The 14,745-nt window shown below is 68.3% G+C and carries 9 protein-coding genes, 1 tRNA gene and 1 pseudogene; 5 read left to right on the plus strand and 6 right to left on the minus strand.

The features are described 5' to 3' along the window. Positions 1-3: 3 nt before the first annotated feature. Genes AB839_RS18815 through AB839_RS18825 form a run of 3 tightly spaced genes read left to right on the plus strand, consistent with a single transcriptional unit; the run spans position 4 to position 3,393 of the window. Positions 4-927 (plus strand): DUF58 domain-containing protein, encoded by a 924-nt coding sequence (locus AB839_RS18815; RefSeq protein ID WP_061480523.1) that lies wholly within the window; start codon positions 4-6, stop codon positions 925-927. Beyond that, positions 920-2,869, plus strand: coding sequence for a DUF3488 and transglutaminase-like domain-containing protein (locus tag AB839_RS18820; RefSeq protein ID WP_061480524.1), 1,950 nt, complete (start codon positions 920-922; stop codon positions 2,867-2,869). Before AB839_RS18815 ends, AB839_RS18820 begins: the two co-directional genes overlap by 8 nt. Next, entirely contained in the window at positions 2,866-3,393 is a 528-nt protein-coding gene (locus AB839_RS18825) for a Slp family lipoprotein (protein ID WP_005415498.1), read from the plus strand. The genes AB839_RS18820 and AB839_RS18825 overlap by 4 nt, the downstream gene beginning before the upstream one ends. 76 nt (positions 3,394-3,469) lie before the next feature. On the opposite strand, the gene AB839_RS18830 is transcribed toward AB839_RS18825, so the two are convergent. The 4 genes from AB839_RS18830 to dnaX form a co-directional block, all read right to left on the minus strand. After that, on the minus strand, positions 3,470-3,829 hold the full coding sequence (locus tag AB839_RS18830; protein ID WP_005415497.1) for a histidine triad nucleotide-binding protein: 360 nt from the start codon (positions 3,827-3,829) through the stop codon (positions 3,470-3,472). Between the two features lie 67 nt (positions 3,830-3,896). Then, positions 3,897-4,496, minus strand: a complete 600-nt coding sequence (gene recR, locus AB839_RS18835; protein ID WP_061480525.1) for a recombination mediator RecR — start codon at positions 4,494-4,496, stop codon at positions 3,897-3,899. 82 nt (positions 4,497-4,578) lie between these two features. After that, complete coding sequence (locus AB839_RS18840) at positions 4,579-4,899, minus strand: YbaB/EbfC family nucleoid-associated protein (protein ID WP_019659509.1); 321 nt, start codon at positions 4,897-4,899, stop codon at positions 4,579-4,581. Between the two features lie 6 nt (positions 4,900-4,905). Continuing rightward, positions 4,906-6,954 carry a DNA polymerase III subunit gamma/tau gene (gene dnaX, locus AB839_RS18845; RefSeq protein WP_061480528.1) on the minus strand — a complete coding sequence of 683 codons (2,049 nt, stop codon included), beginning with the start codon at positions 6,952-6,954 and terminating at the stop codon, positions 4,906-4,908. Positions 6,955-7,096: 142 nt separating this feature from the next. On the opposite strand from dnaX, the gene AB839_RS18850 reads away from it, so the two are divergent. Continuing rightward, positions 7,097-7,189: transfer RNA gene (locus AB839_RS18850), tRNA-Ser, on the plus strand. A 141-nt stretch (positions 7,190-7,330) separates the two neighbouring features. Here the strand turns inward: AB839_RS18850 and AB839_RS18855 are convergent. After that, positions 7,331-7,741 carry a DUF3592 domain-containing protein gene (locus AB839_RS18855; protein WP_275045211.1) on the minus strand — a complete coding sequence of 137 codons (411 nt, stop codon included), beginning with the start codon at positions 7,739-7,741 and terminating at the stop codon, positions 7,331-7,333. Positions 7,742-7,868: 127 nt separating this feature from the next. Between AB839_RS18855 and AB839_RS18860 the strand changes: the two genes are divergently transcribed. Continuing rightward, positions 7,869-8,312: a GNAT family N-acetyltransferase gene (locus AB839_RS18860; protein ID WP_061480527.1), complete on the plus strand. Its 444-nt coding sequence runs from the start codon at positions 7,869-7,871 to the stop codon at positions 8,310-8,312. Between the two features lie 57 nt (positions 8,313-8,369). Here the strand turns inward: AB839_RS18860 and AB839_RS18865 are convergent. Continuing rightward, positions 8,370-14,745, minus strand: a pseudogene (locus AB839_RS18865) (autotransporter-associated beta strand repeat-containing protein); the annotation flags it as partial.

Raw genomic sequence — 14,745 nt, forward strand, 5'->3', positions numbered from 1 at the left:
CGCATGCAGCTGCTGGCACGCCCCCGCAGGCCCGAAGCCCTGCCGCAGCGACTGGACCGCCATCGCATCTACGTACTACCGACACGCTTCGGCCTGTTCGTCGCCACCCTGCTGTCGGCGATGCTGCTGGGCGCATTGAACTACAACAACAACCCGGCCCTGCTGCTGGCGCTGCTGCTGGCCGCGGCAGCGATCGCCAGCGCCATCGCCGCGCACCTTCAACTGTCCGGCATACAGATCGATGCAATCTCCGCCGAACCAGTACCGGCCGGGCATCCCCTGCGCCTGCGCGTGGACCTTTCGTTGCGCGACCCGCGCGCGCGCCACGGGCTGCACCTGCAGCTGGGCGCAAGCGAGGCCTGGGTTGCACTGCCTGCACACGGTCGCGGCGAAGTGGAGCTGGATGTTCCCAGCGAGCGCCGCGGCTGGCTGGAACTGCCCCGCATCCGCCTGTCGAGCACGCAGCCGCTGGGACTGGTGCGGGCATGGTCGTGGGTGTGGCCGGAGCAACCGCTGCTGGTCTACCCGCTGGCCGAGGCCCAGGCACCGCCCCTCCCGGAAAGTGGCAGCGATCCCCTGCATACCCGCGCCCACGCCACGGGCGAAGAGCTGCATCAGCTGCGCCCCTATCGTGCCGGCGATGCCCCGCGCAGCATTGCCTGGAAACACTCGGCGCGCCGCGACAGCCTGCTGGTACGCGAGTACGAGAAGCCGATCGGCATCGAAGTGGTGCTGGACTGGCGCACGCTGGCAGCGCTGGGCCATGAAGCGCGCATCGCACGCCTGGCACGCTGGGTCGACATGGCCGAACGCGAAGGCCGTCGCTATACGCTGCTGCTTCCGGCCCATCCGCCGTTGGGGCCCGGCCAGGGTGCCAGCCACCACCACCTGTGCCTGCGCGCACTGGCATTGATGCCCCATGACTGAGCCTGCCGTCCTGCTCGACCGCAACGCCCGCAGCTGGACCCTGGCCAGCGCAGCGCTGGCGCTGCTGCCACTGCTGCTGCAGCTGCCGCCGGTGCTGGCCAGCGTGATCGCGATCGCCGCCGTGCTGACCGCTGCGCTTTCGTGGCGGCGGGTGCTGCCGATGCCGGTCCGCCTGTTGCTGGTGCTGGCCATGCTTGCCACCATCGTCTGGCAGATGGGCATGGTGCGGCCGGGCCGCGATACCGGCTGTGCATTGCTGGCAGCGATGCTGGCGATCAAGTCCAGCGAACTGCGCAACCTGCGCGATGCGCGCAGCCTGCTGGGCTTCGCGTTGTTCTCGCCGTTCGCGGCCTTCCTGCTCGACCAGGGGCCGCTGACCACCGGGCTGGCAGCGCTGGCCGCAGTTGCCGCACTGCTGGCCCTGCAACGCCTGGCCCTGGACGAGGGCCACAGCCCTCGCCTGCCGCTGCGCGGACAACTGCGTGGCGTCGGCCGCCTGCTGGGGATCGGCCTGCCACTCGCGCTGGCCTGCTTCTGGCTGTTTCCGCGCTTGTCCACGCCGCTGTGGGGCGTACCCGAGCGAGCGGTGGGCACACCGGGCCTGGCTGACAGCATGGCGCCGGACCAGTGGCTGGACCTGATGGCCGACGACACCCCGGCGTTGCGCGTGCAGTTTTTCGGCACGGTGCCCGAGCCTGCGCAGCGCTATTGGCGCGGCCCGGTGCTGACGTCGTTCGACGGCCACCGCTGGAGCCGCGATCGCGCGACGGCCGGGCGCCCCGCACCGGTAGTCGAAACCGCCGCACAGGGTTGGGACTACCAGATCGACTACGAGCCCACCGACCGTCGCCTGCTGGTGGCACTGGACCTGCCCAGCCGCGCACCGGAGGGCAGCAGCTTCGATGCCGACATGAGCCTGCGCAGCGACCGCACGCTGTCCGCGCTCAGCCGCTGGCGGTTGCATTCGGCGCCGCCGCAACGGTTCGACACCGATCTTTCGCCCTACCTGCGCCGCGCGGCGCTGCAGCTTCCGCCCGGCTTCAATCCGCGCACCGCCCAGCTCGCGCGGCAATGGCGGCAGGAGGCCGGCAGCGATGACGAGGCCATCGTCCGCCGTGCGCTGCAATGGATCACCCGCGACTTCTCCTACACGCTGGATACACCAGTGGCGGGGCGCGATCCGGTCGACGATTTCCTGTTCAACTACAAGGCCGGCTTCTGCCAGCACTTCAGCTCGGCCTTCGTAGTGCTGATGCGCAACGCCGGCATTCCGGCCCGGGTGGTCACCGGCTTCGCAGGCGGTACCCGCAACCGCATCGGCGACTACTGGGTGGTGCGTCGCATGGATGCCCACGCCTGGGCCGAAGTCTGGCTGCCGCAACGCGGCTGGGTGCGGGTCGACCCGACTGCCGCCGTGGCACCCGAACGCATCCTGGACACCCTGGACGACCGCCTGCGGGCCGGCACCGATACCCCGCTGCAACAGCGCTGGCTGCAGCTGGGGCAGATGGGTGACTGGCTGCGCCGCGGCTGGAACGACCTGGTGCTGTCCTTCGATGCACGCCGCCAGCAGCAACTGCTCAAGCCGTTCGGGCTGGATGACCTCGGGCCGGCGCAGCTGGTGACCGGATTCGTGGTCGCCGCCCTGCTGGCACTGGCGTGGATGGCCTGGCTGCTGGCCCGCGGCGAGCGCGAGCGCGACCCGCTGCTGCGCGCCTGGCACCGGCTCGGGCGGCGGTATGCGCGCCTTGGCCTGGCCCGTGAACCGCACGAAACCGCACAGGACTGGGCACAGCGGGTTCACCGGCAGCGACCCGACCCGACCCTGCTCGCGCTCAGCCAGCGTTTCGCCGACGCGCGCTACGCTGGAACTTGCACCGACCTCGCTTCATTATTGCGGGACCTGCGCAGGCATCGCCCGACTTCCGGAGCCTCCCCATGAACACCAAGTTCCTCCTCACCGCTGTGGCCACGCTGGCCCTGTCGGCCTGCGCCACGGCCCCCAAGCCGCTGCAGGGACAGTTCAGCCTGGTTTCCCCGCGCGACTCGGTCGCCACCCAGCAGGTCGGCACGCCGGTCCGATGGGGCGGCCGCATCATCGAGACCAAGCCCGGCCAGGGCGAGACCTGCTTCCAGATGATCTCGCGCCCGCTCAACGCCAGTGGCCGCCCGAACACCACCTCGTCCGACGCCAGCGACGGCCGCTTCATTGCCTGCCGCGCCGGTTTCTACGACCCGGCCGTGTTTGAAGCCGGGCGTGACGTGACCTTCATCGGCAAGATCGACGGCTACCAGAACACCCGCATCGGGGACTACGACTACCGCCTGCCGAAGCTGTCGGCCGATGTGATCTACCTGTGGCCGGAACAGCGCCAGGTCGATGTGGTGCCCTACCCCTATGGCCCGTGGGGCCCGGGTCCGTGGGGCCCGTACTGGGGTGGCTACGGCCGTTGGGGCTGGTGGTGATCGCCCCCCAGCCCGCATGATCGGAAAAGGCCGCCTCCGGGCGGCCTTTTTCATCCACGCATGCGTGGACAGGGCTTCAACGCCCCGGCGTACCGAAATGCCCCAGCGGCGCGCCGGCCAGCAGGTGCATGTGGATGTGGAACACGGTCTGCCCAGCGTGCTCGCGGCAGTTCATCACGATGCGGTAGCCGTCCTGCGCGAAACCCTCGCGGCGCGCGTATTCGGCAGCGGCCAGGGCCAGCTTGCCGACCAGGTGCGCCTGCGACGGCTGCAGGTCGTCCAGGGTCGGGATGATCTCGTTCTTCGGAATGAACAGTACGTGCACCGGCGCCTGCGGTGCGATGTCCTTGAAGCCCAGCACCTCGTCATCCTCATAGACGATGGTGGCCGGGATCTCGCGACGGATGATCTTGCTGAAGAGGGTTTCGTTGCTCATGGTCGGCCTCGGCGGGAGTGTCTTCCGCATTGTAGGCCGGCCGCGCCGGGCGATGCCCGGGTGGTGCTCAATCGCGGAATTCGCTGCGCGTCCCGAACGCGTGCGACAGCGTGCCGCGGTCAACGTATTCAAGCTCGCCGCCAAGCGGCAGGCCCTGTGCCAGCCGGCTGGGCTGCACCTTGCGCGCGCGCGCCAGCTGCGCAAGGTAATGCGCGGTGGCTTCGCCTTCGACGGTGGCACTGGTGGCGATGATCAGCTCCTGTACCTCACCTTCGGCCAGCCGCTGCTCCAGCTGCTCCAGGCCCAGCTCGCGCGGGCCGACGCCATCGAGCGGCGACAGCCGGCCCTGCAGCACGAAGTAGACACCGCGAAACCCCGTCGCGTTCTCGATCGCGAGACGATCGGCCGGCGATTCAACCACGCACAGCTGGCTGCGCTCGCGGCTGCTGTTGGCACAGGTCGGGCACAGCTCGGTTTCGCTGAAGTCGCGGCACTGCGCGCAGTGGCCGATACGCTCCACCGCCAAGGCCAGCGTTTCGGCCAGGCGCTGGCCGCCTTCGCGCTCGCGCTCGAGCAGGTGGTAGGCCATGCGCTGCGCCGTCTTCTGGCCTACGCCAGGCAGCACCCGCAGTGCGTCGATCAGTTGTTCAAGCAGGGATGCGGACACGGCGGCATGCTTTGATGGCGCCGAGCGAGCTCGACGGCTACAGATTCTGTGGCACCCGCTTGCACGGATGCCACGCTGGCAATCAGAACGGCAGCTTCATGCCCGGCGGCAGCTGCATGCCGGCGGTGGCCGAACCCATCTTCGACTTCGACTCGGCATCGATCTTGTTCGAGGCATCGTTGAAGGCGGCGGCGATCAGGTCTTCCAGCATCTCCGGGTCGCTGGTCAGCGACGGGTCGATGCGCACCTTGCGGCATTCCTTGGCGCCGGTCAGGGTCACGCTGACCATGCCGCCGCCGGCACTGCCGGTCACTTCGATCCTGGCGATTTCTTCCTGGGCCTTCTGCAGGTTTTCCTGCATCTTCTGGGCCTGCTGCATCAGTTGGGCGATATTGCCGCGCATAGTGTCTTACTCGTCAAAAGAACGGATGGAATCGGAAACAACCCGGGCACCGTGCTGTTGGATCAGCACCTGCACTTCCGGGTCATCCATGAAAACGGCCTCTGCCACCTGCTGCCGCTCGCCACGCTGGCGGTCGGCACGCTGATGCAGGGTCTCGGCCGGAACGTGTTCGGTTTCCACGGTCTCGACCACGATCTTCGGCGCCTGGCCCAGGGCCTTCTCCAGCATCTCGCCCAGGGCAGCCAGCGCGCGCTCCGAGCGCAGGTACTCAAATCCGGGCGAAAGGCCCAGTTTCAAGGTCCCGTGCTGGCAGCTGATAAAGGCAGCGTTGGCAGCCAGCTGCCGCGAGGGGCCGCTGAGGCCGCTGTTGGCGACCAGGTCCAGCCAGTCTTCGGCAGTGGCCAGCTCGCTGACACCTTCCTGCGGCGCGGCCTCACGCGCCGGAGCCGGTTCGGCCGGCGCAATGGCAATACCTTCGGCGCGGAACGAACGCTCCGGCGGCGCAGGTTCGCCTGGATCCGCGGCGGGAGCCGGCGGTTCATGCCAGGGCGCGACCATGGCGGCATCCGGGCCGGCCATCTCGGCCGCCAGGGCCCCATCCCGCGCCTCGGCTTCGTCGGTGGCCCACGGCGGCAGCTCATCGCTTGCCTCTGCTGCGATGGCAGGCGCCGGCGCCTCGGCCTTCACCGGCGGCGGTGACACGGGCTCTTCCACCGGCACCGGCTCGGGCTCAGGCGTCGGATCCGGCTCCGGTTGCGGGGCCGGCTCGGGTTCGGGTTCAGGTTCGCGCGGTGCAGCCGCCGGAGCGGCCACCTGCGCCGCCACGGCCGGGCTGGCCGAAGCGACGGCAGCAGCCGGCGTCGCTTCATGGCTTCCGGCATCGGCGCCACCACCGGCAGCGTTGCCACCCGGCGTGCCTCCCACCGCACCGTCGACGGCCTTCGGCACCGACGGTACCGCTGCGGCCGGGCGGAACGCCAGCATGCGCAGCACGGCCATTTCAAAGCCGGCGCGCGGGCTCGGCGCCAACGGCAGGTCGCGTCGACCATTCAGGGCCATCTGGTACCAGAGCTGCACCACTTCCGGGCGCAGGCGCTCGGCGAATGATGCGACATCCAGGCCTTCCGCGACGGCGGCACCCGGCACCAGCTGCTGCACCTGGATGCGGTGCAGGCCTTCGGCGAGCGCTTCCAGCACGCCACTCCAGTCCGGTGAGAATTCGGCCAACGCGGCCACCACCTGCAGCAGGCGCGGGCCATCGCCCTCGGCCAGCGCATCCAGCATCGCCGCCACCTGGGTGCGATCCACAGTGCCCAGCATGGTGCGCACCACGTCCTCGCGCAGCGCGCCGCCGGCATAGGCGATCGCCTGGTCCAGCAGTGACAGGCCGTCACGCAGGCTGCCGTCAGCGGCCTTGGCCAGCTGCACGATGGCGCTGCCGTCGGCCTCGATCTCTTCCGCCGCCAGGATGCGGGTCATCTGGCCCTGGATCTGGTCTTCGTCCAGGCGCTTGAGATTGAACTGCAGGCAGCGGCTGAGCACGGTGACCGGCAGCTTCTGCGGGTCGGTGGTGGCCAGCAGGAACTTCACGTGCTCCGGCGGCTCTTCCAGCGTCTTCAGCAGTGCGTTGAACGCCGCCTTGGACAGCATGTGCACTTCGTCGATCAGGTAGACCTTGTACTTGCCGCGCGAGGGCATGTACTGCGCGTTCTCGATCACCTCGCGCACGTCGTCCACGCCGGTGTTGGACGCGGCGTCGATTTCCAGCAGGTCGATGTAGCGGCCGGCGTCGATGTCCAGGCAGGCGGCACACTGGCCGCACGGGTCGGCGCTGGTGCCCTGCTCGCAGTTGAGCGACTTGGCGAAGATGCGCGCGATGGTGGTCTTGCCCACGCCACGGGTACCGGTGAACAGGAACGCGTGGTGGACCCGGCCGCTGTCCAGCGCGTTGCTGAGCGCACGGACCACGTGTTCCTGGCCCACCAGCTCAGCAAAACGCTTCGGACGCCACTTGCGGGCAAGGACGAGATAGGACATCAGGCCACCGTTTTCCATCGGATGTTCCATTGTGCCATGCCTGTCCAGCCCCTTCGCCAACAATGCCCCCGGATGCGTCCTGATCTGGGCGCTTGTGTCCGGCCGCGCCGCCCGCTAGAATCTGCGCCCCTGCTGAGGCGTTTGCCGATGGCAGGGATCCGGAGAGGTGTCCGAGTGGTTGAAGGAGCACGCCTGGAAAGTGTGTAAGCGTCTAAACCGCGCTTCGGGGGTTCGAATCCCCCTCTCTCCGCCAGATAAATGAAGAAGCCGCCCAGTGGGCGGCTTTTTTGTTTGGCTGGCGGGAATCGCCGCAGGTACTACCGGACTGAACAGGCCCTGCCGTCGTGGCCGGTCCAACGGCCGGCCCGCCGACGGCGCGCGATCCGCCCGCAGGTCATCTGCGCCGGAGCAGTCTCCGCACGCAGGCGCCGACGAACGCCAGCCCCAGCAGCACCCACACGACCGTCATTCCCCACAGCGCACCGAACGTGTCCAGGACCGGCTCCAGCCGCGGTTGCGCCGGGTCGTACAGCACGCGTACCGGCTGCCCAGGCTCATAGCCGAAGATCATGCCGCCCTGCGGGTACGAGACGCGGTGGCCGGTCGCGGTGGTGAACGCGACCTGCGGATGCGATCCGCCGGCGTTCAGGCGCTCAACCTGGCCATCAACGGCCTGCGCGACCTCCAGGAACTCAAGACGATGTGTCACCTCGAAGGCGGCCACGGCAAGGATCAACAGTCCCACCACGCCAAACAGCAGACCGCGCATCAGCTGGGCAGTCCGGAAAGAAGAAGGATCGGGCATCGCTGGGCAGCTCCGTTGCAGGCGGGAAGACGAATGGGGTCGGCGGATCCTGCCGCGCGGTCACTCCCGTTGCCCGACAGCATAACCCGGAGGCCACGCAGCCCCCTCCGCACGCTAGGGTGGCTGCATGAGCCTTCGTGTCTACCAACCCGCCGCCGCACGCGCCTGCCTGTCGATTTTCGACAGCAACGTACCCACCTACTTCGCGCCCGAAGAGCGCAGCGACTTCGAACGCTTCCTGCGCGAGCAGGCCACGGGCTGTGCATTCCAGGTGATCGAGCGCGATGGAAACGTCGTCGCCTGTGGTGGCCTCTCGCGCCGTAGCGACGGCAGCGCCGGCTTCTGCTGGGGCATGGTGCAGCGCGCGCTGCACCGGCAGGGACTGGGCCGCGAACTGGCACTCGCGCGCCTGCACCAGGCTGAAAGCGATCCGTCGATCGACCGCATCGCGCTCAGCACCAGCCAGCACACCCAGGGCTTCTATGCCGGCCTGGGTTTCCAGGTGGCGCGCATCGTGCCCGATGGGCATGGCGCCGGGATCGACGCCGTTGAAATGGAGCGGGAGCTGTAGCGCTCCCGCCCCGGTGCCATCCACGAAGGGCGTTGATCTACCGCAGGCATCCCCTGCTCAGAACCCGACGCGCAGGTTGATCTGCCCACCCACATCGCGGCGGCCATCGCCATGCTGGCCCTGCACGAACATCGACAGCTGGCTGTTGCGACCGAGGCCGACCGCCACACCCACCTGGCTGACCAGGGCATTGCGTGCCATCACCGCGCTGTAGACATCGAAGGCGTCGCCGCCCACCGCAAAGCGGTTGCGGCTGGCTACATCGGTATCCCCCGACGCATGCTGCCAACCCAGGCCGACCGTCAGCTGCGCCGGGAAGCGCTCGCCGCTGCCCACGTCCCAGCGCCCACGCACGCCCACGGTGCTGACATTGAGCGTGTCCTTGCCGCCTTCCAGCACCAGTGCCGCGCTGCCACCCTGCTCCACCGCACGATCGCTGTCGACCCAGTGCTTGGTGAACTGCACATAGGGCTGCAGCTGGGTCCTGCCGTGGGTCCATGTCCAGCTGCCTTCCACCTGGGCGATGGTCACATCGGCATCCTGGCGGCTGTACAGGGTCTGGCCCAACAACGGCACTTCACGCGTGGTGCGCGTCCGGTAGTCACCGCGCGACACGCTGCCGCCCACCGCGAAGCCGTTGTTCCACTGTCCCTGTGCATACAGGCCGAACGTGTGGCCACGCAGGCGGGCCCGCGAGCTGCGATCATACAACCGCGTATCCAGCCGCTCGTTGCCGGCCGCTGCACCCAGCACCACGTGCTAGCCCAGCTGCCAGTCGACACCGGCCATCAGCGCATTGCGATTGGCGCGGATCTCATCGCCATTACCGTCGCCATCCTGCCTGAACACCTTGCCGCTGCCGGCCAACCAGGCCGACGCGTGCTCGCCACGCACGGTCGGCAACTCGCTGCCGAGTCGCTGGCGGATGCCTTCTTCCAGGTAGTTGTCGTACAGCAGCACCGCGCGGCCGGCCGCGTGTACTTCACCGGAGAGCTGGTCGAACGCGCTGCGCGCAGTGCCGGCGTCATACATCAGTACCGTGTTGTACAGGCCCAAGGCCGCGCCACCCTGCGGCAGGCTGTCCAGCGCCGCGGCGGTGTTGTACTGGTTGCGCGTGTTGGCCACGGTGGTGAACGCTGCGGTCTGCGCCACGTCGATCTGCAGGTTCGCCGTGTTCGCGGTATACACCGGAGTGATGGTCAGGAAGGCCGACGGCGAGGTTGCCGAGGCGAACTGCCCACTCACGCCACCGCCCGCATTGACCACCGTGTACTGCTGGCCCTGCTGGTAGCTTGTGCTCGGCGAAATGGTATTCACCCGCACGGTGCTCCCGCCCACATTCGCGCTGCCGCCGACCTGCACCGTGTCGCTGCCGGTGGCGCCCAGGTCGATGCCCAGCGTGCTGCCCGGTGACAGGTTCAGATTGCCGCCCACCGTGATCGTTCCGGTGCCGTTGCCTGCACCACTGCCGTTGCCCGGGCCATTGCCCGGCGAGAGCACGCCGCCGCTGGATACCGTCACGCCACCGCCGGTACCCCCGATGGTGCCGGTTCCGGACAGCGTGGTGCCGCTGCCGATGGTCCACTGTCCGCCGATGTTGCCGGTGACATTCAGGCCGCCGCCGGTGACCTGGCCGGTGCCGCTGAAGCCACCACTGTTGCCGCCCAGATTCAGCGTGCCCGGGCCGGCCTGCACGATGCTGCCACCGCCGGTGATGCTGCCGCCAAGCGTGGTGGTGCCACCGGTGTTGATGACCAGGCCACCGTTGTTGGTGATGTTGCCGATGATTGAGCCGCTGGCCCCACCGTTGCCGACCTGCACGGTGCCGCCGGCATTGATGGTGGTACCCCCGGTGTAGATGTTGTTGCCAGTCAGCGTGAGGGTGCCGGTGCCGGCCTGGGTCAGGCCGCCACTGCCGCTGATGGTGCCGCCCACCGTGCTGTTGCCGCCGACGTTGAACACGAGGCTGCCGTTGTTGCTGACATTACCGGTGATTGCACCGCTGGCGCCCCCATTGCCGACCTGCAGCGTGCCGCCGGTGTTGATGGTGGTGCCGCCGGTATAGGTGTTGTTGCCGGTCAGGATCACGGTGCCGGTGCCCGCCTGGGTCAGGCCACCGCTGCCGCTGATGGTACCGCCGACGGTGGTGTTGCCGCCCACGTTGAACACCAGGCTGCCGTTGTTGGTGACGCTGCCGCCGATCGCACCGGTGGCGCCGCCATTACCCACCTGCAGCGTGCCACCCGTGTTGATGGTGGTCGGGCCGGTATAGGTGTTGTTGCCGGTCAGGGTCAGCGTACCGCTGCCGGCCTGGGTGAGGCCGCCACTGCCGCTGATGGTGCCGCCCAGCGTGGTATCGCCCGCCAGGTTGGACACCAGCGTGCCGTTGTTGGTGACATCACCGACGATCGAGCCCGTTGCCCCGCCATTGCCCAGCTGCAGCGTACTGCCGGCGTTGATGGTCGTGCCGCCGGTATAGGTGTTGGTCCCGGTCAGCAGCAGCGTACCGCTGCCCGCCTGGGTCAGGCCGCCGCCGCCACTGATGGTGCCGCCCAGCGCGGTGTTGCCGGCCACGTTGGAAATCAACGCGCCATTGTTGGTGATGTCGCCAGCGATGGCGCCGGTCGCGCCGCCGTTGCCCACCTGCAGCGTGCCGCCGGTATTGATGGTGGTCCCGCCGGTGTAGGTATTGTTGCCCACCAGGGTCAGCACACCGCTACCGGCCTGGGTCAGGCCACCACTGCCGCTGATCGCACCGCCGACCGTGGTGTTGCCCGCAACGTCGAACACCAGGCTGCCGTTGTTGGCAACGTTGCCGGTGATCGCGCCGGTCGCACCGCCATTGCCCACCTGCAACGTGCCACCGGCATTGATGGTGGTGCCGCCGGTATAGGTGTTGTTGCCGGTCAGGGTCAGCGTGCCGCTGCCGGCCTGGGTCAGGCCGCCACTGCCGCTGATGGTGCCACCGAGCGTGGTGTTGCCGGCCACGTTGGATACCAGCGCACCGTTGTTGGTGATGTCGCCGACGATCGCGCCGGTCGCACCGCCGTTGCCGATCTGCAATGTGCCACCGGCATTGATGGTGGTACCGCCGGTGTAGGTGTTGTTGCCCGTCAGCACCAGCGTGCCGCTGCCGGCCTGGGTCAGGCTGCCACTGCCGCCGACTACACCGCCCACGGTTGCCGTGGTGCCGAGGTTGTAGACCAGGCTGCCGTTGTTGGTGATGTCGCCCAGCACCGAACCGGTGCTGCCGCCGTTGCCGATCTGCAGCGTACTGCCACCGTTGATGGTGGTGCCTCCGGTATAGGTGTTGTCGCCACTGAGGGTCAGCGTGCCGGTACCGCTCTGCACCAGGCCGCCGGTGCCACTGAGGACGCCGGCGAACGTGGTGCTGGCGTTGTTGCCGCCGGTGGTCAGCGTTGCACCGCCCAGCACCACGCTGGAACCGGTCACGCCAGCGAGGCCTCCGATGCTCTGGCTGCCACCGGCGCTGATATCCAGCGTACCGGCACCGGCCAGGTTGACCGTGCTGGCACCGGACAGGCTGCCACCGGCCGCCACCGCCAGCGTGCCACTGTTGATGGTGGTGGCGCCGGTATAGGTACTCGCACCGCCGAGGGTGACCGTCGCTGCGCCATCCTTCAGCAGGCCGCCAGCGCCGCTGATCGGGCCGTTCAAGGTCAGTGCGTTGCTGCCGCCCAGAGTCAGCGTGCCGCTGGCCAGCTGCACGGTGTTGGCCAGCGTCAGCGCGCTGGTGCCATCCAGGCTGGCGTTGCCGCCTACGGTCAGCGCACCGGTTCCCAGCGAACCGTCGTTGCCCAGTAGCAGGCCACCGGCATTGAGGGTCACGCCGCCCGTGAAGACGTTGACGCCAGTCAAGCCCTGGATGCCTGCGCCGTTCTTTACCAGCCCCCCTGCACCTCCGATGGTGCCGGCGAACGTGGTATTGCCCACGCCATTGAGGGTCAGCGTGCTGCCACCCAACGCCAATGAAGAGCCTGCCACGCCTGCCAGCGAACCGATCGCCTGCGCGCCCCCCGCACTGATGTCGAAGGTGGTACCGGCGTTGGCCAGGTTCACCGCACCGGTCGCAGCGAGGCTGCCACCGGCGCCGATCGCCAGCGTGCCGGCGTTGATGGTGGTGCCACCGGTGAAGGTGTTGGTGCCGGTCAACGTCTGGGTACCGGAGCCTTCCTTGATCAGCCCACCGGAGCCGGCCACCGAACCACTGAACGTGCCATTGGTGGCGTCTCCGATCGTCAGCGTGTTGGCGCCCAGATTCACCGTGCCGTTGCCGATCAGGGTACCGAACTGCTGCGTGCCGCTGCCTGCCGACAGATCGAAGGTCGCCCCCGAGGCCAGGTTGACGATGCCACTGGCGTACAGGCTCGCGCCCGCACCCAGTGCCAGCGTACCAGCGTTGATGTTGGTGCCGCCGGTATAGGTGTTGGTGCCGTTCAAGGTCAGCGTCGCGGCACCCTCCTTGGTCAGGCTGCCGGTACCACTCAGGTTGCCGTTGAGGGTGAGGTTGTTGCTGCCCAGGACGGTCAACGCGTTGCTGAGGATGAAGTTGTTGCCGAGGATGACCGCAGTGTTCGAATCGAGCGTCGCAGCGCCTCCGACCGTCACCGTACCGGTGCCCAGCGCAGCATTGTTGCCGACCACCAGGCCACCGGCGTTGAGCGCCACGCCACCGCTGAAAGTGTTGGCGCCATTGAGCGTCTGCACGCCCGCACCGTTCTTGATCAGGCCGCCACTGCCGCCGATCACACCGCTGAAGGTGCTGTCCACGGTGCCGCCCAGGGTCAGTGTGCTGCCGCCCAGCGCCACCGTGCTGCCTGCAACGCCGGCCAGCGAACCGATGGCCTGGTTACCCGCGGAGATGTCGAGCGTGCCCGCACCGGCCAGGTTCACCGCGCCGGTTGCGGCGAGGCTGCCACCGGCACCGATCGCCAGTGTGCCGCTGTTGATGGTGGTCCCCCCGGTGTAGGTGTTGGCACCGCTCAGGGTTACGGTGGCCGCACCGTCCTTGATCAGCCCGCCCGTGCCGGAAATTACGCCCCCCAGTGTCAGCGCCTGACTGCCGAGCAGATCGAGGCTGGCACCCGCTGCCAGGCTGATGTTGTTGGACAGGCTGGCACCGGTCGTTGCATCCAGCGTTGCGTTGCTTCCGACCGTCAACGCACCGCTGCCGAGCGCAGCGTTGTTGCCGACCACCAGGCCACCGCCGTTCAGTGCAACGCCACCACTGAACAGATTGGCGTCACCCAGCGTGAGGATGCCGGTGCCATTCTTGACCAGGCCACCGGTGCCGGAAATCGTGCCATCGAAGAGGCTGTTGCCCACACCACCAAGTGTCAGCGTCTGTGCCCCCAGGCTCACCGTCGAGCCGGCCACGCCGTTCAACGATCCGATGGTCTGGTTGGCCCCTGCGGTGGAGATGTCGAAGCCGGTGCCCGCAGCGCTCAGCGTCACCGCGCCGGTCGCGGCCAGGCTGCCGCCCGGACCAATCGCCAGCGTGCCAGCATTGATGAAGGTGCCGCCGGTGTAGGTGTTGGCACCGGTCAGCGTTTCGATGCCCGCGCCCACCTTGGTCAGGCCACCGGTGCCTGCGATCGAGCCACTGAAGGTGCCATTGGTGGCGCCGCCGACCTCGATCGAGTTGGCACCGAGGTTCACCGTACCATTGCCGACCAGGGTGCCGAACTGCTGCGTGCCGCTGCCGGCAGACAGATCCAGCGTGGCACCCGTGGCGAGGTTCACGGTACCGCTCGCCGCCAGGCTGGCACCGGCCCCCAGCGCCAGCGTGCCGGCGTTGATGTTGGTGCCACCGGTATAGGTGTTGGCGCCGTTCAAAGTCAGCGTCGCGCTGCCATTCTTGGTGAGGCTGCCGGCCCCGGACAGGACGCCGTTGAGCGTCAGTGCATTGGTCCCGAGCACGGTCAGCCCGGCGTTGAGCGCGATGTTGTTGGCCAGCGTTGCCAAGCCGGTGGTATCCAGCGTGGCGGCACCACCAACAGTCAATGCGCCGGTGCCCAACGCTGCATCATTGCCAAGCACCAGTCCGCCCGCGTTGAGCGTTACGCCGCCGCCAAACGTGTTGGCACCGGACAGCGTCTGTACGCCCGCGCCTGCTTTGATCAGACTGCCGCCGCCACTGATCACGCCATCGAACGCGGCGTTGCCGGCCGTACCGAAGGTGAGCGAAGTGCCGCCCAGCGCCAGGGTGCTGCCACCCGCACCGTTGAGCGCGCCGATGGCCTGGCTGCTGCCGGCACCGGAAATATCAAAGCCAGCGCCTGCACCCAACGTGACATCACCTGCTGCAGCAAGGCTGCCGCCCGTGCCCAGCGCCAGCGTGCCGGCATTGATGGTGGTACCGCCGCTGTAAGTGTTGGCACCGGACAGCGTCAGCGTGGTGGCACCATTCTTG

The organism is Stenotrophomonas sp. DDT-1, from assembly GCF_001580555.1.
GTDB lineage: Bacteria > Pseudomonadota > Gammaproteobacteria > Xanthomonadales > Xanthomonadaceae > Stenotrophomonas > Stenotrophomonas sepilia.